A 26224-nucleotide genomic window follows, 5' to 3' on the forward strand; every position below is an offset into this window, starting at 1 on the left:
GGTGGTTGTCCAAAAACCTGCGAAAGAGGACAATTATCGGCTTCCCGTCACAACCAGCGACCTTGCATGGCCTTTCTTGCACTTGGTATCAACCATAAGACTGCCTCGGTAGACGTACGCGAGCGCGTGGCGTTTACCCCAGAGCAGCTGGTAGACGCCCTGCAGCAGCTCTGCCGGCTGACATCCAGCCGCGAAGCGGCGATTCTGTCGACCTGCAACCGTAGCGAGCTCTATATCGAGCAGGACCACCTGTCCGCCGATGTGGTGCTGCAATGGCTCGCCGACTACCACCGCCTCAGCCTGGACGAGCTGCGCGCCAGCGCCTACGTGCACGAAGAGCACGAGGCGGTGAAGCACATGATGCGGGTGGCCTCCGGCCTGGACTCGCTGGTGCTCGGCGAGCCACAGATCCTCGGCCAGATGAAGTCCGCCTACGCCGTGGCGCGTGAGGCTGGCACCGTCGGCCCATTGCTCGGGCGCCTGTTCCAGGCCACTTTCAGTGCCGCCAAGCAGGTGCGCACCGACACCGCCATCGGCGAAAACCCGGTGTCGGTGGCGTTTGCCGCGGTCAGCCTGGCCAAGCAGATCTTCAGCGACCTGGGCCGCAGCCAGGCCCTGCTGATCGGCGCCGGCGAAACCATCACACTGGTCGCCCGCCACCTGCATGAGCAGGGCGTGCGCCGCATCGTCGTGGCCAACCGTACCCTTGAGCGGGCCAGCATCCTGGCCGAGCAGTTCGGTGCGCACGCCGTTCTGCTGGCCGACATCCCCCAGGAACTGGCCAACAGCGACATCGTCATCAGCTCCACCGCCAGCCAGTTGCCGATCCTCGGCAAGGGCGCGGTCGAGAGCGCGCTGAAACAGCGCCGGCACAAGCCGATTTTCATGGTCGACATTGCTGTACCGCGCGATATCGAAACCGAAGTCGGCGAACTCGACGACGTCTACCTGTACACTGTCGATGACCTGCACGATGTGGTGGCGGAAAACCTCAAGAGTCGCCAGGGCGCGGCCCAGGCCGCCGAAGAGCTGGTGTCGGTGGGGGCCGAAGACTTCATGCTGCGCCTGCGCGAGCTGGCCGCGGTGGACGTGCTCAAGGCCTATCGCCAGCAAAGCGAGCGCCTGCGCGACGAAGAACTGCAAAAGGCCCAGCGACTGCTGGCCAACGGCGGCAACCCCGAAGACGTACTGGCCCAACTGGCCCGGGGGCTGACCAACAAACTCCTGCACGCACCCAGCGTGCAATTGAAAAGGCTCTCGGCCGAGGGCCGCCTCGATGCGCTGGCCATGGCCCAGGAACTCTTTGCCCTCAACGAGGGCTCGACGGACAAATCCCCGCAATGAAAGCGTCGCTGCTGAACAAACTGGAAATCCTCCAGGACCGCTTCGAAGAACTCACCGCACTGCTCGGTGATGCCGAGGTCATTTCCGACCAGACGCGCTTTCGCGCCTATTCCCGTGAATACGCCGAAGTCGAGCCGGTCTACGCTGCTTATAAAGAGTGGCGCAAAGTCCAGGACGACCTCGAAGGTGCCCAGGCGCTGCTCAAGGACAGTGACCCGGACCTGCGCGAAATGGCCGTGGAAGAAGTGCGTGAAGCCAAGGAACAACTGCTGACGCTGGAGTCGCAGCTGCAACGCATGCTGTTGCCCAAGGACCCCAACGACGGCCGCAACGTGTTCCTCGAAATCCGTGCCGGCACCGGTGGCGACGAGGCGGCGATCTTCTCCGGCGACCTGTTCCGCATGTATTCGCGCTACGCCGAAAAGCGTGGCTGGCGCCTGGAAATCCTCTCCGAGAACGAAGGCGAGCACGGCGGCTACAAGGAAATCATCGCCCGCGTCGAGGGTGAGAGCGTGTACGGCAAGCTCAAGTTCGAGTCCGGCGCGCACCGCGTACAGCGCGTGCCCGAAACCGAATCCCAGGGCCGTATCCACACCTCCGCGTGCACCGTGGCAGTACTGCCCGAGCCGGACGAGCAAGCGGCCATCGAGATCAACCCGGCCGACCTGCGCGTGGACACCTACCGCGCATCCGGTGCCGGCGGCCAGCACGTCAACAAGACCGACTCGGCGATCCGTATCACCCACTTGCCCACCGGTATCGTGGTCGAGTGCCAGGAAGAGCGCTCGCAGCACAAGAACCGTGCTCGCGCCATGTCCTGGCTGTCGGCCAAGCTCAACGACATGCAGACCAGCGCCGCGCAGAACGCCATCGCCACCGAGCGCAAGCTGCTGGTCGGCTCGGGTGACCGTTCCGAGCGCATCCGTACGTACAATTATCCACAGGGCCGGGTGACCGACCACCGCATCAACCTGACCCTGTACTCGTTGGACGACATCCTCGCCGGCGGCGTGGAGGCGGTGATCGAACCACTGCTGGCCGAATACCAGGCCGATCAACTGGCCGCCCTGGGGGACTGATGACCATCATCGCCAGCCTGCTGCGCAACGCGCAGTTGCCAGAATCGCCCACCGAGCGGCTGGATGCCGAGCTGCTGTTGGCCGCGGCCATCGGCAAGTCGCGCAGCTACCTGCACACCTGGCCCGAGCGAATCGTCAGCAGCGAAGATGCCGAGACCTATGCCGGCTACCTGCAGCGCCGCCGTGGCGGCGAACCGGTCGCCTACATTCTCGGGCTGCAGGGCTTCTGGAAGATCGACCTGGAGGTGGCGCCGCATACCCTGATCCCGCGGCCGGATACCGAGCTGCTGGTCGAAGCCGCGCTTGAACTGCAACCCGCCACGCCGGCCAAGGTCCTCGACCTGGGCACCGGCACCGGCGCGATTGCCCTGGCCCTGGCCAGCGACCGCCCGGCCTGGCAGGTAACTGCAGTTGACCGGGTGGAGGAGGCCGCCGCCCTGGCCGAGCGCAACCGCCAGCGCCTGGGCCTGGCGAACGCCCAGGTACGGCTCAGCCACTGGTTCGACAGCCTGGCCGGCGAGCGTTTCGACCTGATTGTCAGCAACCCGCCCTACATCGCCGCCGCAGACCCGCACCTGGTCGCCGGTGATGTACGCTTCGAACCCAGCAGCGCGCTGGTGGCCGGCGCCGATGGCCTGGACGACTTGCGCGTAATCGCTGCCCAGGCCCCCGCGCACCTGGTACCGGGTGGCTGGTTGCTGCTGGAACACGGCTACGATCAGGCAGCGGCGGTGCGCGCCTTGCTGGCTGAACAAGGCTTCATCGAGGTCGCCAGCCGCACGGACCTTGGCGGCCATGAACGCATTACCCTGGGGCGCCTGCCATGCTGAGTGATCAGGAACTGCTGCGTTACAGCCGGCAGGTATTGCTGGCCCAGATCGACATCGACGGCCAGTTGCGGCTCAAGCAGAGCAAGGCGCTGATCGTCGGGCTCGGTGGCCTTGGCTCGCCAGTCGCCTTGTACCTGGCCGCAGCCGGGGTGGGTGAGCTGCACCTGGCCGACTTCGACACCGTCGACCTGACCAACCTGCAACGCCAGGTGATCCACGACAGTGCCAGCGTCGGCATGAGCAAGGTCGATTCGGCCTTGCAGCGCTTGCAGGCGATCAACCCGGAAATCAGCCTGGTTGCCCATCGCCAGGCTCTGGACGAGGACTCGCTGGCGGCGGCTGTGGCAGCGGTGGACCTGGTGCTGGACTGCTCTGACAATTTCGGTACCCGCGAGGCGGTCAACGTCGCCTGTGTCGCGGCTGGCAAGCCGCTGGTCAGCGGTGCGGCGATCCGCCTGGAAGGGCAGTTGTCGGTATTCGACCCACGGCGTGACTACAGCCCTTGCTACCACTGCCTGTACGGCCATGGCAGCGAAGCCGAACTGACCTGCAGCGAAGCCGGTGTGATCGGCCCGCTGGTGGGCCTGGTGGGCAGCCTGCAGGCGCTGGAGGCGATGAAGCTGCTGGCCGGGTTCGGCGAGCCGCTGGTCGGCCGCCTGCTGCTGATCGATGCTCTCGGCACTCGTATCCGCGAATTGCGGGTCAAGCGCGACCCGGCCTGTGCGGTCTGCGGCAAGCGCGATGGCTGAGCGCTCGGCGCCGGTCGGCGTGATGGATTCCGGGGTCGGCGGCTTGTCGGTGCTCGCAGAGATCCAGCGCCTGCTGCCCAACGAGACGCTGCTTTACGTGGCCGATTGCGGGCACATACCCTACGGCGAGAAGTCGCCGGACTATATCCGTGAGCGTCTCCGACGCATTGCTGCGTTCTTCCATGAGCAGGGCGCCAAGGCCATGGTACTGGCCTGCAATACCGCCACGGTGGCGGCGGTGGCCGACCTGCGCGAGTTGTACCCGACCTGGCCGCTGGTGGGCATGGAGCCGGCGGTGAAGCCCGCTGCCGCCGCCACGCGCTCGGGCGTGGTCGGTGTGCTGGCCACCACCGGTACCCTGCAGAGCGCCAAGTTCGCCGCCTTGCTCGACCGCTTTGCCAATGACGTGCAGGTCATCACCCAACCTTGCCCGGGCCTGGTCGAGCTGATCGAGACCGGCGACCTGGCCAGCCCGGCGCTGCGCCAGCTGCTGCAAGGTTATGTGCAGCCGTTGCTGGCCGCTGGCTGCGACACGTTGATCCTCGGCTGCACCCATTACCCCTTCCTGCGCCCGTTGCTGGCCGGCATGGTGCCAGCCGACGTGGCCATCATCGACACCGGTGCCGCAGTGGCGCGCCAACTGCAGCGGCTGCTGGGCGCGGATGACCTGCTGGCCGATGGGCCAGCCCGGGATACCCGCTTCTGGACCAGTGCCGATCCGCAATCACTCAGACAAATCCTACCTTTGCTGTGGCATAAGTCCGACAGTGTGCAAAGCTTTTCATTGTGAAAAAAATGTGAAAAGAAGCTGAACTATCGTACCACTGCCGTTTTCTATCGCTTTGCCTGACATGAGGCGGATACCAATAACAGCAAAGAAGGATGTTGCTCATGAAGAAGCTGCTTGGCTTGGCGGCGGCTGCCGTCTTCACCCTGGGGCACTCACTGTCGGCGCAGGCTGCCGACGTTTCGTTTTCGGTGGGGCAGACCGGTGACTCGACCATGGTCTATCGGTTGGGGCTGCAATCGAATTGGGATGCGAGCTGGTGGCAGACCAGCGTCGGGCGCCTGACGGGGTACTGGGATGGGGCCTACACCTATTGGGATGGTGACGAGACCGCGAGCAACCATAGCCTGTCGTTCGCGCCGGTGTTCGTCTATGAGTTTGCCGGGGAGTCGGTGAAGCCTTATATAGAGGCGGGGATTGGCGTGGCGGCATTCTCCAGCACCGAGCTGGAAGACAACGAGCTGGGCTCGGCATTCCAGTTCGAGGACCGTATCGGCTTTGGATTGCGCTTTGCCGGTGGGCATGAGATTGGCGTGCGGGCTATTCACTATTCCAACGCAGGCATCAAGCAGCCCAACGATGGGGTGGAGAGCTATAGCCTGCATTACCGCATGGCGCTCTGAGCTCTCCTGTGCCGGCCTCTTCGCGGGTGAACCCGCTCCCACAGGGGGGGCTTACATAGCTTGACATCTATGAGCTACCTGGGGGAGCAACTGTCTTGCTCCATTACTCAGGCTACCTCATCACCTTGTAGGAGCAGCCTTGTGCTGCGAAGAAGCCATTGCTGCAGAAGAACATCTGCTGCCCTACTGCCCTCTTCGCAGCACAAGGCTGCTCCTACAGGTTATGCGCATGACTTCAAGCCGATGCGGTCGAGGTGGGAGCCGGCTTGCCGGCGATAGGGCCGGAACGGTCACCACATCGATTACTTGAGTGGCAAAGGCCACAGGCTAGTCAGATCCAAAGCCTCCAGCACAAGCTCGGGCTCCCTCTGCGGCCACCGCCGCAGCAGCTCTTCTGCCGCATTCTGCGGCGTCCACGCCTCCGGTATTGCCTGCGCCGGTGTCACAGGTGTCTTCAACGACTGCGGCGCCACCACGGTCAGCTCAACCCCCTGCGCCTTCAACGCCTGACGCTGCTCGCGCATCCACTGCGGCATGTTGTTCCAGCCCGCAGGCGCCTGCGTCGGTGCATGCAGCTGCAGCGCCGAATAACGGTTGAACACCGCCATCACCTGGGGTGAGTCACCCTTCGCCAGCAAAGGCAGCGCTTTGGCCAGGCAATGCTCGCCGGCCAACTGGTTGTCAGTGACGATCGCCTCGAACAACTCGCTGTCCGCCACATCGTCCGCCAGGTAATCGCTGGTACCGGCATTGATGATCAAACCGTCCAGCGCGCACCAGGCATGGCATATCTGCTGGCTGGCCTGGGCCGCCTGGTGTTCTTCGTGCAACTGCCACGGCAAGCGCAACAGCTGGCTGCCATAGCGTGCGGCCAAGGCATCCAGTGCCTCGCCATGCCTGCCGCTTGCAGCTACCCGGTGCCCTTGCTCGAGTAACCCTTCCACTAACGCCAGGCCTAGTCCATTGCCTGCTCCCGTCACCCAGATACTGCGTGCGTTGTTCAAGATGCTGCCCTCTGATCCTGCCGGCGCGGGAGGTTCTTGAATGCCTCCAGTGCGCGCTGACGACTGCTGTCGAGATCGACAATTGGACTGTGATAGGAATATCTAGCAAAAAGATCGGCCGACTTCACAGGGAAATGAATGGCTTTTTCATCCAGCCCCTGCAATTCCGGCAGCCAGTGCCGAATGAAACGCCCTTGCGGGTCGAAACGCTGCGACTGTGAAACCGGGTTGAAGATGCGGAAATAGGGCACTGCGTCGGTGCCAGTGGACGCGCTCCACTGCCAGCCACCGTTGTTGGCGGCCAGGTCGCCGTCTATCAGGTGGCGCATGAAATGCCGCTCGCCCTTGCGCCAGTCGATCAACAGGTTCTTGCTGAGGAACATGGCCACGATCATGCGCAGGCGGTTGTGCATCCACCCGGTATCCAGCAGTTGGCGCATGGCGGCGTCGATGATCGGGAAGCCGGTCCGGCCCTGTTCCCAGGCTTCGAGGTCGGCCGGTGCATCGCGCCAGGGCAGGGCTTCGGTCTGGGCGCGGAAGGCGCGGTGACGCGAGACCTGTGGATAACCGGTCAGGATGTGTTTGTAGAATTCGCGCCAGAGCAGCTCGTTGATCCAGGTTTGCACGCCGCTGCTACCGCTGTCGAACTCGCCGCGGTTGCTGGCCAGGGCGCCGTGCAGGCACTGGCGCGGCGAGATCACGCCTGCGGCCAGGTAGGCGGAGAGCTGGCTGGTGCCGGGCTTGGCAGGCAAGTCGCGCAGCTGTTGGTAGTCGTCGATGGTTTCGTCGAGAAAACGGGTCAGCCGCGCCTGCGCTTCAGCTTCGCCGGCCGGCCAGTGGTCGCGCAGTGCTTGCGCGGTTTTTTCGAAGCCGTCCACGTGCTGGGGGATCGGGTCGCTGCTGACCTGCAGCGGTGCCTGGCGTTTCACCCGCTGGGCCAGTGCGGGGAGGCCGCGGTGCAGGTGCTCCAGGCAGTTCTTCTTGAACTGGCTGAACACCTGGAAGTAGTCGCCGCTGCGGGTAAGGATGGTGCCTGGGCTGAACAACAGTTGGTCGAGGTGGCTGCGGGCCTGGATGGACGACTTTTCCAGCAACGCGCGGGTGGCGTCGTCGCGACGTTGCTCGTTGATGCCGTACTCCTCGTTCCAGTGCACGCTTTGCACCAGATGTTGGCGGCAGACATCGAGTACGGCCTGTGGCGCCTGGTCCCAGGTGTCGATCCTGCGGATCAGCAGGGGGATGTTCAAGCGCTCCAGCGCCTGGCGCAGTTCGCGCAGGTTGCGCAGCCAGAAGTCGACTTTGCAGGCGGCGTCGTCGTGGGCCAGCCATTGCCCGGGGCTGACCAGCCACAGGGCGAGGGTCGGGCCGCGTTCGCAGGCGGCGCTGAGCGCGGTGTTGTCATCGATGCGCAGGTCGCTGCGCAGCCAGGTCAGGTGCATGGTGCGGTCATCTCTCCAGGCTGGCGGTCATGGGCTTGCAGCAAACGCAATGCCGCCTGAGGGGTATCGAACAGGGCAAGGTTGGGCAGCCTGAGGGCACGCAGCCGGGCTTCGTGCAGCGCCAGCATCGGCCCGCCGGCCAGGGTCGGCACGGGCAGGTTGGACAGGGTGCGTTGCAGCGCCTTGTCATCGATGCGTGGCCCCAGGTGCAGCAGCACGGCGCGCGGCTTGAGCATGGTTACGGCGCGTTGCAGGTGCGCGCCGGCAATGGTGTGCTCCAGTACTTCGACTGGCAGGCCGTTGCTGGTGAACAGCCAGGCGCACAACCACAAATCGGGGCTGAAGGTGTGTTCGCTGTCTTCGGTCAGCAAGATGGCAGGGCCTTGCAGCAACTGGTTGTCGTGGTAGACCCGGGCGCCCAGCTTGCTGCGCAGCCAGCTGTGGAAAAACACCTGCTCAAGCCGTGCATTGAAATAGTTGCGCCAGCGCAGGTCGAGGAGGTCGAGCAGCGGCAACAGCAATTGCTCGCACAGGGTGACGGCCGGGTACAGGGCCATCGCCTGGTTGAGCTGCTGGTCAAGGGCGCGCTGCGACAGCGTGGCGATGGCCTCGACCAGTTGGAACTGCCGGGCTTGCCAGTCGCCTTTCGGTGGCGTGCTGGCCGGTTTGTCGAGCAGCTCGCGTACCTGGCCGACGGAGGCGCCGCGTTGCAGCCAGGCGAGGATCGCTTCGACGCGTTCGACCTGCTCCAGCGGATACAGGCGATGGCCTTTGGCGGTACGCTGGGGCTTGAGCAGGCCGTAGCGGCGCTCCCAGGCGCGCAGGGTGACGGGATTGACGCCCGTGCGGCGAGCCAGCTCGCCGATGGGCAACAGGATTTCAGACGGCATTGCGCAGGCCCAGGCGCTCGGGGTGCGGCTGCAGGTAGGCCTGCTGCTGCAGATACGGGTCGGGGTGCTTGCGCAAATGGTGCTTGAGCAGGGTCAGAGGCACTACCAGCGGTACCACGCCTTGCTGGTATTGGCCGATGATGGCTTGCAGCTCGGCTTTGTCCTGCTGTGTGAGGGTGTCCTTGAAGTAGCCGCTCAGATGCTGCAGCACGTTGCAATGAGTGCCACGGCTGGCACAGCGACGCAGGGCCTGCATCAGCTGGCTGAAATAGCGCGGGCCGATGCTTTGCGGGTCATCATCCTTGCTCATGCTGCCGAGCAGGCGCCCAAGGCTGCGATAGGCCTGCGGGTTGTTGGCCATCAGTAGGTACTTGTAGCGCGAGTGGAACCGCACCAGGGCGCCACGGCTCAGGCCTTCGGCCAGCAGGCGCTGCCAGTCGGCATAGGCGTACACACGGCTGATGAAGTTCTCGCGCAGCACAGGGTCGTGCAGGCGGCCTTCTTCTTCCACCGGCAGGTCCGGGCGCCGTGCGCAGAACGCCTGGGCATACACGCCCCGCCCACCGTGGAAGGCCGGGTGGCCATTGTCCTGGTACACCTTGACCCGCTCCAGGCCACAGGAAGGCGATTTCTGCATGAAGATGTAGCCGCAGATATCGTCGAGTTCGGCTGCCATTTGCTCGCCGTAGTTGCGCAGCGGGCCGGTCAGGTCCATGCCGGGGTTACGGGTGCCTACCACTTCCGGCTGCTCGGGGTTGCCGACCAGTCGGATCGGGTCGCGCGGCACGCCCAGGCCGATGGCCACCTCCGGGCACACCGGCAACCAGTCGAAATGTTCCTCGAGTTGCATACGGCACAGGTCGGAGGCCTTGTGGCCACCGTTATAGCGCACGCTGTGCCCGGTCAGGCAGGCGCTGATGGCGATACGCGGCTTGCTGTGGGCAAATGAGTCGTGCATGGGCTGCCTCCAAAAACCTGTACGAGACTAAAAAATTGTACAGGTTCATTCCAGCACAGCCCGGAAGTTATGCAAACCAGTTTTTTTGTATAACCCTACATCACTCGAGGTGTTCGAGCAGCCGACGCGCCGCTTCCTGGCCACTGAGCCAGGCGCCCTCGACACGGCCGGACAGGCACCAGTCGCCGCAGGCGTACAAGCCCTGGTCAGCATCGGCCAGTGCGCCCCATTCATGGTTGCTGCTCGGGCGGGCATAAAGCCAGCGGTGGGCCAAGGCAAAAGTAGGTGCCGGCACCACGCAGCCGACCAGTTCGGCGAACTCGCCCCACAGCTGTTCGATCACCTCTTCCTTGGGCAGGTCGATGTGTTGCCGGCTCCAGTCCGAGGTGGCGTGCAGTACCCAGGTGTCGAGCTGCTCGTCACGCCCGGGCTTGCTGCGGTTGCGCGCCAGCCAGTCGAGCGGGTTGTCCTGCACGAAGCAGCCTTGCATCGGGGTTTCCAGCGGGGTCTGGAAGGCCAGGGCGACGGCCCAGGTGGGCTCCATCTGCACACCGGCGGCCACGGCAGCGAGCTTCGGGGTAGCGGCCAGCAACGGCGTGGCCTGTGGTGCCGGCACGGCGATCACCACGCGGCTGTAGGGGCCGTGGCTGCAGCCTTCAGTGTCCTGCAGGTGCCAGTACTGCTTGCCGCGGAACACTTCGGCGATGCGGCAGCCGAAATTGACCGTCACATCCTTGAGCAGGCCGCGGGTGATTGCACTCATGCGCGGCACGCCCACCCAGCGTGTCTGCTCGTCGGGTGAAGGGGTGAGTTCACCATCGCGGTAATTGTACAGCTGTGGCTTCCATTGCTCGGCCCAACCAGCGGCAACCCACTGCTGTACCTGCTCGACAAAGCGCCGGTCACGGGCGGTGAAATACTGGGCGCCGAGGTCCAGCGCGCCAGCTTCGCTGCGCTTGCTGGCCATGCGACCGCCGCTGCCGTGGCCCTTGTCGAACAAATGCACGGATTGCCCGGCCTTCTGCAAGGCCTGGGCGGCTGACAGACCGGCGATACCGGCCCCGATGATGGCAATAGGTACTGTCATGATGGCCTCTTCAAACCTTGCTGTAAGCAGACTACGCTGTCAGGCAAACCTGTACAATGCTCAAATGTTGTATAAGGTTATTCCGTGTTGGCAGGCAGGTTGGCCTATGTTTATCCGAGAGCGTCGGGTCAAAAAAGTGCCTTGATGTTAAAAATAGACCACCGCCGCATTCTGCGAGGACACAGCCATGCATATATTGCTGACAGGCGGCACCGGGTTGATTGGCAAGCACCTGTGCCAGTACTGGCTCGGCCAGGGTCATCGCTTGACGGTGTGGAGTCGGCGACCTGAGCAGGTGCCGAAAATTTGTGGGAACGGCGTGCGTGGCATTGCCCGCCTGGAGCAACTGGAGGCGGATGATCACCTGGACGCAGTGATCAACCTGGCCGGTGCGCCAATTGCCGATCGGCCCTGGACGGCGGCCCGGCGCAACCTGCTGTGGGCCAGCCGCGTCACCCTTACCGAGCAGTTGCTGGCTTGGCTGGGCAGCCGCGAGCAGCGCCCGGAAGTGCTGATCTCCGGCTCTGCGGTGGGCTGGTATGGAGACGGTGGCGAACGCGAGCTGACCGAGGCTTCACCGCCGGTGCGCGAAGATTTTGCCAGCCAGCTGTGCATTGCCTGGGAAGAGACAGCGCTGCGTTCCCAGGCCCAGGGCATTCGCGTGGTGCTGGTGCGTACCGGGTTGGTTCTGGCCAGTGATGGCGGCTTTTTGTCGCGCCTGCGCCTGCCCTTCAAACTGGGGCTGGGCGGGCCTTTGGGCGACGGGCGGCAGTGGATGCCTTGGGTCCATATAGAAGACCAGGTCGCCCTGATTGATTTTCTCTTGCAGCACAAGGATGCCAGCGGTCCTTATAATGCCTGCGCCCCGGAGCCGGTGCGCAACCGCGAGTTCGCCAGGCGCCTTGGCCGCACCTTGCACCGGCCGGCGCTGCTGCCAGTGCCGGCACTGCTGCTCAAGGCCGGGCTGGGTGAGCTGTCGACCCTGCTGCTCGGCGGGCAGCGCGCCCGCCCGGTACGCTTGCTGGCGGCAGGCTTCACTTTCCGCTTCAACGATTTGCAATCGGCCCTGGACAACCTGTCCAGCCGCCTCTGACATAGGACGCTGCATGACCGATCACGCCCTGCTGCTGGTCAACCTGGGTTCCCCGGCCTCCACCTCGGTGGCCGATGTGCGCCGCTACCTCAACCAGTTCCTCATGGACCCGTACGTGATCGACCTGCCCTGGCCGGTGCGGCGCCTGCTGGTGTCGCTGATCCTGGTCAAGCGCCCGGAGCAGTCGGCGCACGCCTATGGCTCGATCTGGTGGGAGGAGGGCTCGCCGCTGGTGGTGCTGACCCGTCGCCTGCAGGCGGCGATGGTCGAGCACTGGCCCCATGGCCCGGTGGAGATTGCCATGCGCTATGGCCAGCCGGCCTTGCCCGAGGTGCTGGAGCGCCTGGTGGCACAGGGTGTGCGCAAGGTGACCCTGGCGCCGCTGTACCCGCAGTTCGCCGACAGCACGGTGACCACTGTGGTGGAACTGGCCAGGCAGACGGTCAATGAACGCCAGTTGCCGTTGCAGCTGCGCGTGCTGCAGCCGTTCTACGAGCACCCGGACTACATCGAGGCACTGGTCGCCAGCGCCCGGCCTTACCTGGAGCAGGATTACGATCACCTGTTGCTGAGCTTCCATGGCTTGCCGGAGCGGCACCTGAAGAAGCTGGACCCGACCGGCAAGCATGACTTCCAGGCGGCCGACTGCTGCAAGGATGCCAGTGCCGATATGCGCGCGGTGTGCTACCGCGGGCAGTGCCTGGCAACGGCCAGGGCCTTTGCGCAGAAAATGGGCATACCCGATGGCAAATGGTCGGTGTCGTTCCAGTCACGGCTGGGGCGGGCCAAGTGGATCGAACCCTATACCGAGGCGCGGCTGGACGAGCTGGCCAAGGCCGGGGTGAAGAAGCTGCTGGTAATGTGCCCGGCGTTCGTGGCCGATTGCATCGAGACCCTGGAAGAGATCGGCATGCGCGGGAGCGAGCAGTTTGTCGAGGCTGGCGGGCAGGAGCTGGTGCTGGTGCCTTGCCTGAATGATCACCCGGCGTGGGTGAAGGCGCTGGCGGGGATGTGCGAAAAGGCCTGACTTTCAGGTTGCCTGTACCGGCCCTATCGCCGGCAAGCCGGCTCCCACAGGTATTCCACAGTTCTCGAAATCTGTGGGGTACCTGTGGGAGCTGGCTTGCCGGCGATAGGGCCAGATCAGGCTAAAGCCGGATCAAGGCAACTGATCATCCAGCTTCTTGTGCTTCCAGCCATCATTGCCCGGCAAGATCAGGTTCAGGGCGATAGCCACGATGGCGCACAGGGCGATGCCCTTCAGGCCCCAGTCATCCGGGCCATCACCGCTGCCGATCAGCACGCCGCCAATACCGAACACCAGGGTCACCGACACGATCACCAGGTTGCGCGCTTCGGCCAGGTCGATCTTGTGGCGGATCATGGTGTTCATGCCCACCGCCGCGATCGAGCCGAACAGCAGGCACAGGATGCCACCCATCACCGGTACCGGGATGCTTTGCAGCAGTGCGCCGAACTTGCCGATGAAGGCCAGGGTGATGGCGAAGACCGCCGCCCAGGTCATGATCTTCGGGTTGTAGTTCTTGGTCAGCATCACCGCGCCGGTCACTTCGGCATAGGTGGTGTTGGGCGGGCCGCCGAACAGGCCGGCTGCGGTGGTGGCCAGGCCATCGCCCAGCAGGGTGCGGTGCAGGCCGGGCTTCTTCAGGTAGTCGCGGCCGGTCACGCTGCCGACCGCGATCACGCCGCCGATGTGCTCGATCGCCGGTGCCAGGGCAACCGGGACGATGAACAGGATGGCCTGCCAGTTGAACGCTGGCGCGGTGAAGTTGGGCAGCTCCAGCCACGGTGCGGCGGCGATCTTGGCAGTGTCGACCACGCCAAAGACGAACGACAGGGCAAAGCCTACCAGCACGCCGGCAATGATCGGCACCAGACGGAAGATGCCCTTGCCGAACACGGCGACGATCAGCGTTGTCAGCAGGGCCGGCATCGAGATCATCATGGCGGTCTTGTAGGGCAGCAGCACACTGCCGTCACCGGCCTTGCCCATCGCCATGTTGGCGGCGATCGGCGCCATGGCCAGGCCGATGGAGATGATCACCGGGCCGATCACCACCGGCGGCAGCATGCGGTCGATGAAACCGGTGCCTTTGATTTTCACCATCAGGCCCATGAAGGTGTACACGAAACCTGCGGCCATCACGCCGCCCATGGTCTCGGCCAGGCCGAACTGGCCCTTGGCGAGGATGATCGGGGTGATGAAGGCAAAGCTCGAGGCCAGGAACACGGGTACCTGGCGGCCGGTGACCAGCTGGAACAGCAGGGTGCCGATACCGGCGGTGAACAGCGCGACGTTCGGATCGAGGCCGGTGATCAGTGGCATCAGCACCAGCGCGCCAAATGCCACGAAGAGCATCTGCGCGCCCGAAACGACCTGGCGCCAGAGCGGGTCGTTGAAGCCGTCCTGCATGGTCAGGCGTCCTTTTGCTTGGTGCCGAAGATCTTGTCACCGGCATCGCCCAGGCCCGGCACGATGTAGCCGTGTTCGTTCAGGCGCTGGTCGATCGAGGCGGTGTAGATCTGCACGTCCGGGTGGGCTTTTTCCACCACTTCGATGCCTTCTGGCGCGGCGACCAGGACCATGGCGCGGATCTCTTTGCAACCGGCCTTCTTCAGCAGGTCGATGGTGGCGACCATCGAACCGCCGGTGGCCAGCATCGGGTCGATGATCAGGGCCAGGCGCTGGTTGATGTCCGGCGCGAGCTTTTCCAGGTAGGTGTGGGCTTCGAGGGTTTCCTCGTTGCGGGCAACGCCGACGGCGCTGACCTTGGCACCCGGGATCAGGCTGAGCACGCCGTCGAGCATGCCGATGCCGGCACGCAGGATCGGCACCACGGTAATCTTCTTGCCGGCGATTTTTTCAACTTGCACCTTGCCGCACCAGCCGTCGATCTCGTAGGTTTCGAGCGGCAGGTCCTGGGTGGCTTCGTAGGTCAGGAGCGCGCCGACTTCCTGGGCAAGTTCGCGAAAATTCTTGGTGCTGATATCGGCACGGCGCATCAGGCCGAGCTTGTGGCGGATCAGCGGATGGCGGATCTCACGAGTGGGCATAGGGGGGCTCCGAAAGGCGGGCAAAAAAACCGCGCTAGATTAATCTATTCAGCCTGTGCTGTCGTCTGGTCATTCTGGACGTTAGTCCATAAATGCTTGATCTGTGACGAGCGGATGCGTACCTTTGCCCGCTTTTCCAAAATGCACCCCCCGGAGAGCGCCATGTCCGCCGATCTCGAGCATATCCGTCAAGTCATGCGTGAAGCTGACTGCCTGTACACCGAAGCCGAAGTCGAAGCGGCCATCGCCAAAGTCGGCGAGCAGATCTGCAAGGACCTGCACGACAAGAACCCGGTGGTGTTCTGCGTGATGAATGGCGGCCTGATCTTCTCCGGCAAACTGCTGACCCACCTGCAGTTCCCACTGGAAGCCAGCTACCTGCACGCCACCCGCTACCGCAACCAGACCAGCGGCGGTGAACTGTTCTGGAAGGCCAAGCCCGAAGTGTCGTTCATCGACCGTGACGTACTGATCGTCGATGACATCCTCGACGAAGGCCACACCCTCAGCGCCATCATCGAGTTCTGCAAGCATGCCGGTGCGCGCTCGGTGCACACCGCGGTACTGATCGACAAAGACCATGACCGCAAGGCCAGCCCGGAGCTCAAGGCCAACTACGTGGGCCTGCCCTGCGTCGACCGCTACATCTTCGGTTACGGCATGGACTACAAAGGCTACTGGCGCAACGCCAACGGCATCTTCGCCGTAAAGGGGTTGTGATCATGCGCCAGCCTGCGTTCATCGACCAATCGCTGTTCGCCGGGCTGGCCGCACAGGCTGCCGCCAACCCGCGCGGGCGGCAGCATCACACCTTCCATGAGATGGAAGAGCCTTGCCACCGCATGGCGGTCGGGCTGCAACCGAGCACCTATATCCCGCCGCATCGCCACCTGAGCGCCGACAAGGCTGAGGCCCTGATCGTGCTCAAGGGGCGCCTGGGCCTGCTGATCTTCGATGAGCAGGGGGCGGTGACCGACAAGCGAGTGCTGCAGGCGGGCGGCGACTGCCTGGGTGTGGACCTCGCGCCTGGTATTTACCATGGGCTGGTGGTGTTGGAGCCGGACAGCATCCTGTTCGAGTGCAAGGCCGGGCCGTATCGGCCGGTGGGTGAAGGCGAACATGCGCACTGGGCGCCGCGCGAAGGAGAAGAGGGCGTGGACGAGTACCAGGCCTGGATGCGCGCGCAGTTCGATTGATGTTGCCTGCACCGGCCCCATCGCCGGCAAGCCAGCTCCCACATGGATAGCGCGGTACCTGTGGGAGCTGGCTTGCCGGCGATAGGGCCGGTACAGCCCAGACACAGCATGCTAGAGTGCTCCTTCATTCAAGGAGCCTCACATGCGTGCGTTTCTTCCCCTCCTGCTGGCGGTCAGCCTGCCACTCGCCGCCGCACCGCTGCACAGCCAGTTCCTGCCACCTGACGACCAGTCCCTGCGCCAGGAAGCGCCGACCGGCCAGCAATTGCTGCAAGTGACCGACTACTCGGTGGTAGTGGGTACCCAGCGCCAGTCCGACCAGCAGCCGATCCCGATCACCTCGTCGTTGCAGGTGCGCCTCAAGGGCAAGCCGCTGAGCAAGGGCGCGACCATCGCCCAGGTGCTGCTGACCTTTGACGGTGAAGCGGCCAAAAGCCTGAAGAAACCCGTATATGACGAGAAAACCCGCACCCTGAGCCTGAATTACCCGCTCAGCGACTACCGCGTGATCATGGACCTGCTGCGCAACGAGACGCTGTATGTGCAGTTCCTCACGTACGGCAACGGCCACGTCTGGGCCGACCTGCACACCGGTACCGTACGTACGCGTTGAGGCGCCCGGCCTGCGGGGGGTACACTGCCGGCCTTCGAAATTTCGTGATGGTCCAGTTGGAGTCGGCAATGCGTAAAGACAAGAAACAGGTAATCGGTGACGAGATCAGCGACGACTACATCAAGTCGTTCCTTCAGTTCGAGCCGGCCGATGGCGTGACTTCGCCGTCGCTGCACAAGCTGGTCAAGGCCTACCGCGGCCTGCGCATCGACGATTTCGAGCGTTTTATCGGCTTCTTCGTCGAGGCTGGGCTGGACCTGGATGGCAAGGACGAGCACGGCAAGACCTTTGTCGAGCAGATTGCCGACCAGCGCAATGCGGCGGATTACATCGAGATCATCGCCAAGGCCCGTGGCTGATTTGTAAACCTGCTCCGGCCTCTTCGCGGGTAAACCCGCTCCCACAGGTACAGCACAGCCATTAGCTGTGGTGCGGTCCTTGTGGGAGCGGGTTTACCCGCGAAAGGGCCGGAACAGGCTTACTAGGATCCAGGCACAAAAAAACGCCCCGAGGGGCGTTTTTTCGTTACCGGCCGAATCAAGCGTAATGCTTGGCCGCCGGGCTGCTTTCCACCAGGTCCAGCGCCACGTCGTTGTCGGCACTGATCTTGTGGTACAGGGCAGCATCGGTCGCCAGGGTCTTCTCGCGAGCCGGGAAGATTTCCTTGAGCTTGGCAGCCCAGGCACCTTTGGCCTGCTCGGGGAAGCAGCGCTCGATCAGTTCCAGCATGATCGACACGGTTACCGAAGCACCCGGCGATGCGCCGAGCAGTGCAGCCAGGCTGCCGTCCTGGGCCGAGACCAGCTCGGTACCGAACTGCAGAACGCCGCCTTTCTTCGGGTCTTTCTTGATGATCTGCACGCGCTGACCAGCCACTTCCAGGCGCCAATCTTCGGCCTTGGCCTGCGGGTAGAAGCGACGCAGGGCTTCCAGGCGCTGCTCCATCGACTGCATCACTTCGCTGACCAGGTACTTGGTCAGGTCCATGTTGTCACGGGCCACGGCCAGCATCGGGCCGATGTTGCCCATGCGCACCGACAGCGGCAGGTCCATCAGCGAACCGTGCTTGAGGAACTTGGTGGTGAAGCCGGCATATGGGCCGAACAGCAGCGATTTCTTGCCATCGACCACGCGGGTATCCAGGTGCGGTACCGACATCGGTGGGGCGCCGACCGCCGCCTGGCTGTAGACCTTGGCCTGATGCTGCTTGACGATTTCCGGGTTGTCGCAACGCAGCCACTGGCCGCTGACCGGGAAGCCGCCGAAACCTTTGCTTTCCGGAATGCCCGACAGCTGCAGCAGCGGCAGGGCCGCGCCACCGGCGCCGAGGAAGACGAAGCGGGCGTCCACTTCACGGCTGCCGCCGCTGTTGACGTCCTTGATGCTCACGGTCCAGCCCTTGCCGTTACGGCGCAGGCCGACGACCTTCTTGCTGTACTTGACCTGAGCGTCCTGCGAGTCGCCCAGCAGCTTCAGCAGCTTGTTGGTCAGGGCGCCGAAGTTGACGTCGGTGCCCTTGAGCACGCGGGTGGCGGCGATGTGCTGGTCGGCTGGGCGGCCTGGCATCATCAGCGGCATCCAGTCATTCATCACGGCCTTGTCTTCGGTGTATTCCATGTCCGCGAAGGCATGGTGCTGCTTGAGCAGCTCATAGCGCTTCTTGAGGAAGGAAACACCCTTGTCACCCTCGACGTAGCTCAGGTGCGGGACAGGGTTGATGAAGGCACGTGCCGAGCCGAAGTTGCCCTTTTTGCTCAGGTAGGCCCAGAACTGGCGCGAAACCTCGAACTGGGTGTTGATGTGCACGGCCTTCTTGATGTCGATGCTGCCATCGGCGGCCTGGGGCGTATAGTTAAGCTCGCACAGGCCGGCGTGGCCGGTGCCTGCGTTGTTCCAGGGGTTGGAGCTTTCCGCGGCTCCGGAGTCCATCGCCTCCACGACCTCAAGCTTCAGGGTCGGGTCGAGCTCCTTGAGCAGTACGGCCAGGGTGGCACTCATGATGCCCGCGCCTACCAGTACCACATCAACCGATTCGTTCTGCGCCATTTAACGCGTCTCCACAATCTACAGCTACCTAATTGACAGCATAGGACCTGGGTTCGCCAGGGTCGCCATGTCCGACTTTTCGCAGTTCTTGCAACTTCCGCGGACACCGCCAATCAGTCTTCGGGTTCGCGTATTGAACGCGGTTTGCCACGGGTGCGGCAATTCGACTTATGGTCAAGGTGTCGTGCGTGCGTTATGGAACGGCTCAGACACTCATACGGGATGAGCGCATTTGCCGCCTGTTCAGGGCTGTTCGGGACACATCTGCCGCTTTTGCACATGCCAGACTGTTCATTTGCTCGCCACACTCTTGTGAAGTTGTGAAAACCGTTTTTTCACGCTCTTTTGGAGACGTGAACCTCAAAAGGGGACTGCGCGATGGCAACCCGCAGGTTCATGCAGTGTGAAGGGCCGGAAAAGCAGGCACGACAGCCGATGCAAGACCTGAGTGGAAGGCTCTCTGTGGGCGAAGCGTTGAAGTTGCCGGGGTCAATCGGCGAGTGCGGGGCCCGATCAGGAGACGTCCTTATAATCGGGGGGAGATTATAGCGATGTCGCGGGCAGAAATGTCGCCATTCGTGGTTTTTATTGCAGCGTTTGTCAGGCCGCGAGGATGCGCTGGTGCCAGCGGCGGCTTGCGCGGGCGCAAACCCGGGCACTGGCGGGCAGTTCGCGGCCCAGCCAGGCGAGCTGGATTTCGCCGATCTGGACCCAGCCGCTGCCGCTGGGCGCCTGGCTGCATTGCTTGAAGGCCAGGCATTTGCCGTTCGCGTCGAGGCGGGCATAGGTGTTGTGGCGCGGGCGTTGGAAGAGCAGGGTCCAGAGCGAGGCCATGGCAGCGAGTCCTGTGCGTTAGGGCTTGGCGCAAGGATAAGGGCGCGGCGATGAAACGATTGTGACAAGCGGGCCAGGCCGATGACTGGTCGATGCGTGGCTAGGTATACTGTGGGCCTTCGCCGCTTTTTCTGGAGTAACGCGCATGTTGCAACGTCTGTTGTTCGGTTTGATCGCCGTGGCCAGCCTCAGCCTGGTCGGTTGTGCCCACAGCCCGCAACAACTCAATCCGCAACCCACGCTCAAGGCCCAGCTCGCCCCGGTCGGCCATGGCCAGCCGGTAGTGGTCCGGGTGGTTGACGGCCGGGCCTCGCAGTCCCTGGGCACTCGCGGTGGCATGTACCCCGAGACCAGCACCATCAGCGTCAGCGGTAACGACATCGTGCCCAAGCTGCAAGCCCAGGCCGAAGCCGCCGTGCGCCTGCTCGGCTTCACCCCGACGCCGAACGCCTACAACGCGCCGCAGCTGACCGTGACCCTGGCGGAGCTGAAGTACCAGTCGCCGAAAGACAACCTGTACGTGACCGAGGCTACCATCGGCGCCACCTTCCGTGCCGACGTGTCCAATGGCGGCCGCCGCTACAGTGGCCGTTATGGCGCTTCGCTGGACCAGCGTTTCGGCATGGCGCCGAACCAGGAAACCAACACCCAGCTGGTGGGCGATGTGCTGAGCGATGCCCTGACCCGTATGTTCAAGGACCCGACCATCGGTCAAGTGCTGGGGCAGTAAGCCTTCAGCTGTAAAACAAAACCCGCTGCCTGTGTTCCAGGCAGCGGGTTTTTTGTTGTCTGTGCCCGCGAAGAGGCCGGCAAAGCTTCATGCCATGCCAGATGAAATTTGATGACACTTTGTCGCCTGGGCCGGGCGTCTGGGCATGACTTGGGTAGAATGCCGGCCTTTGCCGTCGCTCATACCGAGGTTGCGTGATGTCCTTGCAAGTGCTCTGGGGGTTCCTGGCCGCCCACCCGACCAAGCTGATCAATCTGCTGGCGCTGCTGCTGACCTGCCCGGGTGGGTTGCTGCTGCACAGTGCGCGGCGGCGCGAGGCCGAGACCCGCGAATACATGGCGGTGGACGACGGGGTGGTGGACGCGTTCGACCTGCGGGTACCGCGGTACTTCTACATTCTCGGTTTTTCGTGCCTGGCGATGGCGCTGCTGTTGTCCTGGTTCAGTACCTGGGTTTGAGATTCCGGGGCCGCTTTGCGGCCCATCGCCGGCAAGCCAGCTCCCACAGGATTACACAAGCCTGAGGGAAATGCGGTCTCTGTGGGAGCTGGCTTGCCGGCGATGGGCTGCAAGGCAGCCCTAGGATTGCTCAGGCAACCGGTGCCTGCTGCCTGACCTGGTATTGGTTGCGCACCGGCGTCGCATACTGCAACACCAGGTACGGCCGCTGCTCCTCAGGGCAGGCATCCAGGCGGCGTTGCCATTCTTCCTTGGCCCGGGCCAGTTCATCAGCCGGGAACACCTTCTCGGCGCTCGGCACCTGCAGCGCCTCATCCTTGCCATCCCACATCGCATAGGCCAGGTAGTGCACCGGGAACAGCCGGTAGCCACCGAGGATCTGCCGGTCGATTTCCACTGCCAGCTGCTTGGTGTCCTCGTGGTACTCGGTCACCGGCGGGGCAAAGTTGATGTGCACCCGGCCCTTGTAGCCGGTAATGCCCTTGGCGATGCTGTTGTCGTCCTCGCCCGGCGCCTTCTTGTAGGTGCCGGTGGTGGCGCGGATGTACAGCTCGCGGGCCTTGGCCTGGTCGCACGGGTCATATTCGTAGCTGATCGAAACCGGTGTCAGGTTCAGGCTCTGGATCACCGCGCCGAACGGCTCGTCCTTGCGGCTCATGTGGAACATCTTGAGGATCGCCGAATCGGTGCGATCGTCACCGTCCTTGGCCCGGCCTTCGGCCTGGGCGATCCAGATCGACGTGGCGTCGTTGCGGATCGAATGGTTGATGTAGGCCGAGAGCAGCTGGTAGGCCGCCAGCTTTTCGCGGCGCCCACTGATCGAGCGGTGCACGATGAAGCTCTTGTTCAGGCGCATCATGTCGCTGACAAACGGCTTTTGCAGCAGGTTGTCGCCAATGGCGATGCGCGGCGTGGGCAGGCCGGCGTGGTACACCGCGTAGTTGACGAAGGCCGGGTCCATGACGATGTCACGGTGGTTGGCCAGGAACAGGTAGGCGGTGCCGGCCTTGAGCTGCTCCACGCCCGAATAGGTGACGCCGTCGGTGGCGCGGTCGATGGTCTGGTCGACGTAGTACTCGACTTTGTCCTGCAAGGTCGAGACACAGGTGACACCGGCGAATTCCTTGCGCAGGCGGCGGGCGATCAGCGGTTTGAGCAACCAGCCGAGAGCACCGGCCGCACGCGGGAAGCGGAAGTGGGTGAGGATATCGAGGAATGCCGGGTCGCTGAGCAGGCGTGCCAGAACGGCAGGGACCTCAGCGTCGTCGTACGGTCGGATGGCATCGAATTCGCCCATCATGCTCTCTTGTTGGAAACGGCTAGGGTAATAAGGTAGGGACGGGCTCCGAAAAACGGCTCGGACACACACAGGCCCTGTAAACAGACCGGCAATTATACGCATAAGTCACCCCGGAGGCCGCGATGCTGGAAACTGCTATCTACGATTGCCCTTATTGTGGCGAAGAAGTCGAAACCACGGTGGACCTGTCCGGTGGCGATCAGGAGTACATTGAGGACTGCCAGGTATGCTGCAAGCCTATCCGCTTCGTGCTGCAAGTTCATGGCGAGGAGTGGATGCTGGATGTATTCGGTGAGAATGACTGATGCAGCGCATCTACGAACCGGAAAGCCTGCTCGAGGCGGAAATGCTGGCGGGCATGCTCGCCAGCGAGGGGATCGAGGCGCACCTGGTTGGTCGTGACCTGGTCGGTGCCGCCGGTGAGCTGCCGATGCAGGGTTTGCTGGGGCTTGCCGTGGCTGATGAGCAGGCCGAGTACGCACGGCAGCTGATCGATGCGTACAATGACGCCCAGCCACTGGTTGGTGACGAACCGGAGAGTTTCCCCGGTACCTTGATCTGCTAGGTTCTGAATTCGCCCATGTGTGGACGTTACGCCCTGTTTCGCTGGCCCCAGGCTCTTGCCAGTCTGCCGGGCTTTCCCGTTGGCCAGCCCGCCCAATGGAACATCTCGCCCGGGGCTTCGGTGCTGATCCAGCGCCAGCTCGACGGCCAGCTGCAACTGACCAGGGCGCGCTGGGGGCTGACTCCGGCGTGGCTCACCGACCTGTCCCGTACCCCCGCCCATGCCCGCGCCGAAACCCTGGCCGAGCAGCCGATGTTTCGCGACGCGTTTCGCCAGCGCCGCTGCCTGATGCCGGCCAACGGCTTTTACGAATGGCGCGGTAGCGTGCGCAAGCGCCCGTACTGGCTGACCCCGGGGGAGGGCGCGTCGCTGTACTTCGCCGCCGTGTGGGAGGCCTACCCGGTGCAGGACCAGGTTTGGCTGAGTTGTGCGGTGGTGACCCAGGCGGCGATGAACCAGCGTCGGCCGCTGATACTGGACGAGGCAGGGCAGGCCGCCTGGCTTGACCCGGACACGCCGCTGGCCCGTCTGCATGAATTGCTGGCCAGCCCGCCGGCGACGCTGCGCGAGCGGGCCCTGGCGCATTTCGTCAATGACCCGAAGCTGGATGCGCCGGAGTGCCTGACCCCGGCCTGATGTATGGCTGTGCCGGCCTCTTCGCGGCTGAAGCCGCTCCTACAACGATCGCATTATCCCTGTAGGAGCGGGTTCACCCGCGAAGGGGCCGGCACAGGCGACGAAAATCTTCCCTGCGGCTATGGCGGCCCCAAGCGACTCGGCCTACGATACGGCGCATGTAAAAAGGGAGTGTTTTCATGCGTAAGTCTTTTGTCGTCAGCCTGTTGAGTGCTGGCATCCTGCTAGCCGGCTGCCAGGCGGTGAATACCACCAGCGGCGGTGCTGTCGGCGTCGAGCGCCAACAGTACATGTTCAGCATGCTCTCGACCGATGAGGTCAACCAGATGTACGCCCAGTCGTACCAGCAGACCCTGGGTGAAGCATCGAACAAAGGCGTGCTCGACAAGTCCAGCGCTGTTGCCAAGCGTGTGCAGGTAATTGCCAACCGCCTGATCGCCCAGACCCCCAAGTTCCGCCCGGATGCCGCGCAATGGAACTGGGAAGTGAACGTGATCAAGAGCGACGAGCTCAACGCCAACTGCGGCCCTGGCGGCAAGATCATCGTCTACACCGGGCTGATCGATCAGCTCAAGCTCACCGATGCGGAAATTGCTGCGGTGGTGGGCCACGAGATCGCCCACGCCCTGCGTGAGCACAGCCGCGAGGCGATGTCCAAGGCGTATGGCGTGGAAATGGCGCGCCAGGGCGCCGGTGCCCTCTTTGGCCTCGGCCAGGGTAGCATGGCCATGGCCGATACCGTGGTGAACTATGCCATGACCCTGCCCAACAGCCGGGCCAACGAGAACGAAGCCGACCTGATCGGCCTGGAACTTTCGGCGCGTGCCGGTTACGACCCGAATGCCGCGATCACCCTGTGGAACAAGATGAGCCAGGCTTCCGAAGGCGCACCGCCTGAGTTCATGAGCACTCACCCAGCGTCCCAGAGCCGCATTGCTTCGTTGCAGGCGGCCATTCCGAAGGTGATGCCGCTGTATCAGGCGGCCAAGAAGTAAGACCGTAAGGGGCCGCAGAGCGGCCCCCGTCAGCAGTTAGCCCACCCAGCCACTGGCTTTCATCGCCGAGTACACGGCCACGATCGCCAGCACGAAGAACGCCGTGGCCGCCAGGCGACGGATCAGCGTCAGCGGCAGTTTGTCCGCCGCGAAGTTACCCGCCAAAACCACCGGCACGTTGGCAATCAGCATGCCCAGGGTGGTACCGATAATGACCATGATCAGGTACGGATACTGTGCTGCCAGCATCACCGTGGCGACCTGGGTCTTGTCACCGATTTCAGCCAGGAAGAACGCGATCAGCGTGGTCAGGAACGGCCCGAAGCGGCGCGCCGGGTTCTCGTCGTCATCCATCTTGTCCGGAACCAGGGTCCACAGGGCAGTGGCGGTGAAGCTCGCAGCCAGGATCCAGTGCAGTGCCGAGTCGCTGAAGAAGCTGCCGACCCACGCGCCCACGGCACCAGCCGCAGCATGGTTGGCCAGGGTGGCGGCGATGATGCCGGCGATGATCGGCCAGGGCTTGCGGAAGCGGGCAGCGAGTATGAGCGCGAGCAGTTGCGTCTTGTCGCCAATTTCGGCGAGGGCAACGATGGCGGTGGGGACCAACAGAGATTCCAGCATCAGGATTCCTACGGGGGCGGGTCGACACGGCTATGACACGTACAGCCTCCCCGCCCCGGGTAAGGTGTGCGTGTCATAGGTCTTGTCAAACCCTGGATCCGTCTATGCGGATCTCGCCATGCAGGCTGGCATGGTGGGTCGCACGCGCCATGGTCTGTGGACCAAGTATGTTGACGCGTACCGGGCGAGCTGGGCGCTCGCGGGAGACTACTCCCCTAGGACGGTGCGGATTCTGCCTAGGCAAAACGCTTTCGGCAAGCGCTGTTTTTATCCGTGTGTTGCCTGGTAGATGCGGAAACCGTCCGCCTCGTCGCGTACCTGGCAGTTGCCCAGCGCCCCTTCGATCAGTGGCTGGTAGCGCAGGAAGCTGTTGGCAACCAGGCGCATTTCGCCACCTTTTCGCAGATGAAGGGCCGATTTTTTCAGCAAGTTTTCCGATGCCTGATAGTTGGTGTGCACCCCGGTGTGGAACGGCGGGTTGCTCAGGATCAAGCTCAGCTCGGTTGGCGCCGCGTCGATGCCGTCGCCGCTGATCACTTCGCCTTCCAGACCATTGGCGGCCAAGGTCAGGCGGCTGGCGGCCACGGCGAAGGCATCCACGTCCAGCAGGGTCACCCGGTTTTGTGGATAACGGCGCTTGACCGTGGCGCCCAGCACCCCGGCACCGCAGCCGAAGTCCAGCACATGCCCGCTCGGCAGGCCGTCGAGGTGCTTGAGCAGCAGGGCGGTACCGCGATCGAGGCGGCCATGGCTGAACACACCGGGCAGGCTGACCACTTGCAGTGGGCCGTCTTCCAGGCTGAGCTCGAAGCGTTCGGCCAGGCTTTCCAGGGGCTTGGCTTCTGGCGCGTGCTCGATGGTCACCTGCCACAGCTGGCAATGGCGGGCGCTGTCGAGCTTGCGTGGCTTGCCAAAGGCCTGCAGCTGCTTGGCCGCGCCCTCGATGCCACCACGTTTCTCGCCGACCAGGTACAGCTCGCGGCCAGCCAGGCGCGAGGCCAGGGCGTTGAGCAGGTAGGCGGCCAGTTCGCGGGACTTGGGCAGGAACAGCACGGCGCTATCGAAAGCCACTTCAGGGGGCTCCACTGCATAGTGGCTGCGCCCGGCGAAGCGGCTTTCGAGCAAGGCCTGGTCGCCCGCATGCCAGGTCCAGGCCCGGGCCTGGGGCAACTGGCCGAGCAGGCCGTCGGCGGGGGCGCCGGCGAGCAGCAGCGGGCCCTGGAACAGCTCTGCCTGGCGGAGCAACACTTCACTGCGCGGGTCCATGGACGA

At 63.8% G+C, this 26224-nt stretch carries 30 protein-coding genes and 1 riboswitch; of the genes, 18 read left to right on the forward strand and 12 right to left on the reverse strand.

Annotated features, from left to right (window positions below; genetic code table 11):
* Positions 1 to 66: 66 nt before the first annotated feature.
* From hemA to RYH74_RS03220, 6 genes are all read left to right on the forward strand, one after another.
* On the forward strand, positions 67 to 1344 hold the full coding sequence (gene hemA / locus RYH74_RS03195) for a glutamyl-tRNA reductase (RefSeq protein ID WP_025337683.1): 1278 nt from the start codon (positions 67 to 69) through the stop codon (positions 1342 to 1344).
* Complete coding sequence (gene prfA / locus RYH74_RS03200) at positions 1341 to 2423, forward strand: peptide chain release factor 1 (RefSeq protein ID WP_013970909.1); 1083 nt, start codon at positions 1341 to 1343, stop codon at positions 2421 to 2423. The genes hemA and prfA overlap by 4 nt, the downstream gene beginning before the upstream one ends.
* Positions 2423 to 3253, forward strand: a complete 831-nt coding sequence (gene prmC, locus RYH74_RS03205) for a peptide chain release factor N(5)-glutamine methyltransferase (protein WP_013970910.1) — start codon at positions 2423 to 2425, stop codon at positions 3251 to 3253. Before prfA ends, prmC begins: the two co-directional genes overlap by 1 nt.
* On the forward strand, positions 3247 to 4002 hold the full coding sequence (locus RYH74_RS03210) for a molybdopterin-synthase adenylyltransferase MoeB (protein ID WP_025337684.1): 756 nt from the start codon (positions 3247 to 3249) through the stop codon (positions 4000 to 4002). Before prmC ends, RYH74_RS03210 begins: the two co-directional genes overlap by 7 nt.
* Positions 3995 to 4792 (forward strand): glutamate racemase, encoded by a 798-nt coding sequence (murI, locus tag RYH74_RS03215; RefSeq protein ID WP_025337685.1) that lies wholly within the window; start codon positions 3995 to 3997, stop codon positions 4790 to 4792. The genes RYH74_RS03210 and murI overlap by 8 nt, the downstream gene beginning before the upstream one ends.
* A 101-nt stretch (positions 4793 to 4893) precedes the next feature.
* Positions 4894 to 5412, forward strand: coding sequence for an acyloxyacyl hydrolase (locus RYH74_RS03220; RefSeq protein WP_182329799.1), 519 nt, complete (start codon positions 4894 to 4896; stop codon positions 5410 to 5412).
* A gap of 302 nt (positions 5413 to 5714) precedes the next feature.
* On the opposite strand, the gene RYH74_RS03225 is transcribed toward RYH74_RS03220, so the two are convergent.
* The 5 genes from RYH74_RS03225 to RYH74_RS03245 all read right to left on the reverse strand — a co-directional run bounded on the left by RYH74_RS03225 (position 5715) and on the right by RYH74_RS03245 (position 10790).
* Positions 5715 to 6416, reverse strand: a complete 702-nt coding sequence (locus tag RYH74_RS03225; protein ID WP_286101032.1) for an SDR family oxidoreductase — start codon at positions 6414 to 6416, stop codon at positions 5715 to 5717.
* On the reverse strand, positions 6413 to 7855 hold the full coding sequence (gene phrB, locus RYH74_RS03230) for a deoxyribodipyrimidine photo-lyase (protein WP_317408956.1): 1443 nt from the start codon (positions 7853 to 7855) through the stop codon (positions 6413 to 6415). Before phrB ends, RYH74_RS03225 begins: the two co-directional genes overlap by 4 nt.
* Positions 7846 to 8745: a MerR family transcriptional regulator gene (locus RYH74_RS03235; protein WP_317408957.1), complete on the reverse strand. Its 900-nt coding sequence runs from the start codon at positions 8743 to 8745 to the stop codon at positions 7846 to 7848. The genes phrB and RYH74_RS03235 overlap by 10 nt, the downstream gene beginning before the upstream one ends.
* Positions 8735 to 9703, reverse strand: coding sequence for a YbgA family protein (locus tag RYH74_RS03240; RefSeq protein ID WP_025337690.1), 969 nt, complete (start codon positions 9701 to 9703; stop codon positions 8735 to 8737). The genes RYH74_RS03235 and RYH74_RS03240 overlap by 11 nt, the downstream gene beginning before the upstream one ends.
* Before the next feature lie 100 nt (positions 9704 to 9803).
* Positions 9804 to 10790, reverse strand: coding sequence for an NAD(P)/FAD-dependent oxidoreductase (locus RYH74_RS03245; protein WP_075043761.1), 987 nt, complete (start codon positions 10788 to 10790; stop codon positions 9804 to 9806).
* A 187-nt stretch (positions 10791 to 10977) separates the two neighbouring features.
* Here RYH74_RS03245 and RYH74_RS03250 point away from each other — a divergent pair, with 187 nt between their 5' ends.
* Both RYH74_RS03250 and hemH read left to right on the forward strand, forming a co-directional pair.
* Positions 10978 to 11883 carry a TIGR01777 family oxidoreductase gene (locus RYH74_RS03250; protein ID WP_317408958.1) on the forward strand — a complete coding sequence of 302 codons (906 nt, stop codon included), beginning with the start codon at positions 10978 to 10980 and terminating at the stop codon, positions 11881 to 11883.
* A gap of 13 nt (positions 11884 to 11896) precedes the next feature.
* Positions 11897 to 12910: a ferrochelatase gene (hemH, locus tag RYH74_RS03255; RefSeq protein ID WP_075043762.1), complete on the forward strand. Its 1014-nt coding sequence runs from the start codon at positions 11897 to 11899 to the stop codon at positions 12908 to 12910.
* Between the two features lie 132 nt (positions 12911 to 13042).
* Here hemH and RYH74_RS03260 read toward each other — a convergent pair whose 3' ends face one another.
* A complete protein-coding gene (locus tag RYH74_RS03260; protein ID WP_075043763.1) occupies positions 13043 to 14317 on the reverse strand; it encodes a uracil-xanthine permease family protein in 1275 nt (424 codons plus the stop codon).
* A 2-nt stretch (positions 14318 to 14319) separates the two neighbouring features.
* On the reverse strand, positions 14320 to 14958 hold the full coding sequence (gene upp / locus RYH74_RS03265; protein ID WP_011532223.1) for a uracil phosphoribosyltransferase: 639 nt from the start codon (positions 14956 to 14958) through the stop codon (positions 14320 to 14322).
* Positions 14959 to 15120: 162 nt separating this feature from the next.
* Between upp and RYH74_RS03270 the strand changes: the two genes are divergently transcribed.
* The 4 genes from RYH74_RS03270 (at position 15121) to RYH74_RS03285 (ending at position 17126) form a co-directional block, all read left to right on the forward strand.
* Positions 15121 to 15678 (forward strand): hypoxanthine-guanine phosphoribosyltransferase, encoded by a 558-nt coding sequence (locus tag RYH74_RS03270; protein WP_003256346.1) that lies wholly within the window; start codon positions 15121 to 15123, stop codon positions 15676 to 15678.
* A 2-nt stretch (positions 15679 to 15680) separates the two neighbouring features.
* The gene (locus RYH74_RS03275; RefSeq protein ID WP_075043765.1) at positions 15681 to 16154 is read left to right on the forward strand and encodes a WbuC family cupin fold metalloprotein; all 474 of its coding nucleotides are present in this window, start codon (positions 15681 to 15683) and stop codon (positions 16152 to 16154) included.
* 142 nt (positions 16155 to 16296) lie between these two features.
* Positions 16297 to 16767 carry a hypothetical protein gene (locus tag RYH74_RS03280; protein ID WP_013970925.1) on the forward strand — a complete coding sequence of 157 codons (471 nt, stop codon included), beginning with the start codon at positions 16297 to 16299 and terminating at the stop codon, positions 16765 to 16767.
* Between the two features lie 68 nt (positions 16768 to 16835).
* On the forward strand, positions 16836 to 17126 hold the full coding sequence (locus RYH74_RS03285) for a PA4642 family protein (protein ID WP_084785037.1): 291 nt from the start codon (positions 16836 to 16838) through the stop codon (positions 17124 to 17126).
* Between the two features lie 178 nt (positions 17127 to 17304).
* Here the strand turns inward: RYH74_RS03285 and mqo are convergent, their stop codons facing one another.
* Complete coding sequence (mqo, locus tag RYH74_RS03290) at positions 17305 to 18813, reverse strand: malate dehydrogenase (quinone) (RefSeq protein ID WP_025337698.1); 1509 nt, start codon at positions 18811 to 18813, stop codon at positions 17305 to 17307.
* Between the two features lie 600 nt (positions 18814 to 19413).
* Entirely contained in the window at positions 19414 to 19647 is a 234-nt protein-coding gene (locus RYH74_RS03295) for a hypothetical protein (protein WP_025337699.1), read from the reverse strand.
* Positions 19648 to 19792: 145 nt separating this feature from the next.
* Here RYH74_RS03295 and RYH74_RS03300 point away from each other — a divergent pair, with 145 nt between their 5' ends.
* Together RYH74_RS03300 and RYH74_RS03305 are read left to right on the forward strand one after the other, a co-directional pair.
* Positions 19793 to 20377 (forward strand): YajG family lipoprotein, encoded by a 585-nt coding sequence (locus RYH74_RS03300; protein ID WP_013970929.1) that lies wholly within the window; start codon positions 19793 to 19795, stop codon positions 20375 to 20377.
* A 197-nt stretch (positions 20378 to 20574) separates the two neighbouring features.
* A complete protein-coding gene (locus RYH74_RS03305) occupies positions 20575 to 20835 on the forward strand; it encodes a hypothetical protein (protein WP_046616028.1) in 261 nt (86 codons plus the stop codon).
* 130 nt (positions 20836 to 20965) lie between these two features.
* Here RYH74_RS03305 and RYH74_RS03310 read toward each other — a convergent pair whose 3' ends face one another.
* Entirely contained in the window at positions 20966 to 22132 is a 1167-nt protein-coding gene (locus tag RYH74_RS03310; protein ID WP_025337700.1) for a 1-acyl-sn-glycerol-3-phosphate acyltransferase, read from the reverse strand.
* A 125-nt stretch (positions 22133 to 22257) separates the two neighbouring features.
* Between RYH74_RS03310 and RYH74_RS03315 the strand changes: the two genes are divergently transcribed.
* The 4 genes from RYH74_RS03315 (at position 22258) to RYH74_RS03330 (ending at position 24331) form a co-directional block, all read left to right on the forward strand.
* Entirely contained in the window at positions 22258 to 22440 is a 183-nt protein-coding gene (locus RYH74_RS03315; protein ID WP_012270508.1) for a CPXCG motif-containing cysteine-rich protein, read from the forward strand.
* Positions 22440 to 22700, forward strand: coding sequence for a putative signal transducing protein (locus RYH74_RS03320; protein WP_025337701.1), 261 nt, complete (start codon positions 22440 to 22442; stop codon positions 22698 to 22700). The genes RYH74_RS03315 and RYH74_RS03320 overlap by 1 nt, the downstream gene beginning before the upstream one ends.
* Positions 22701 to 22715: 15 nt before the next feature.
* Positions 22716 to 23336 carry an SOS response-associated peptidase gene (locus tag RYH74_RS03325; protein WP_286101036.1) on the forward strand — a complete coding sequence of 207 codons (621 nt, stop codon included), beginning with the start codon at positions 22716 to 22718 and terminating at the stop codon, positions 23334 to 23336.
* A 179-nt stretch (positions 23337 to 23515) separates the two neighbouring features.
* Complete coding sequence (locus RYH74_RS03330; protein ID WP_025337703.1) at positions 23516 to 24331, forward strand: M48 family metallopeptidase; 816 nt, start codon at positions 23516 to 23518, stop codon at positions 24329 to 24331.
* 36 nt (positions 24332 to 24367) lie between these two features.
* Here RYH74_RS03330 and RYH74_RS03335 read toward each other — a convergent pair whose 3' ends face one another.
* Together RYH74_RS03335 and RYH74_RS03340 are read right to left on the reverse strand one after the other, a co-directional pair.
* Positions 24368 to 24952, reverse strand: a complete 585-nt coding sequence (locus RYH74_RS03335) for a TMEM165/GDT1 family protein (protein ID WP_013970934.1) — start codon at positions 24950 to 24952, stop codon at positions 24368 to 24370.
* 88 nt (positions 24953 to 25040) lie between these two features.
* Positions 25041 to 25180: riboswitch (yybP-ykoY riboswitch) on the reverse strand.
* Positions 25181 to 25219: 39 nt separating this feature from the next.
* Positions 25220 to 26218: a class I SAM-dependent methyltransferase gene (locus tag RYH74_RS03340; protein WP_286101037.1), complete on the reverse strand. Its 999-nt coding sequence runs from the start codon at positions 26216 to 26218 to the stop codon at positions 25220 to 25222.
* Positions 26219 to 26224 lie beyond the last annotated feature (6 nt).

This window comes from Pseudomonas sp. LSJ-87, from assembly GCF_032971465.1.
GTDB lineage: Bacteria > Pseudomonadota > Gammaproteobacteria > Pseudomonadales > Pseudomonadaceae > Aquipseudomonas > Aquipseudomonas putida_Z.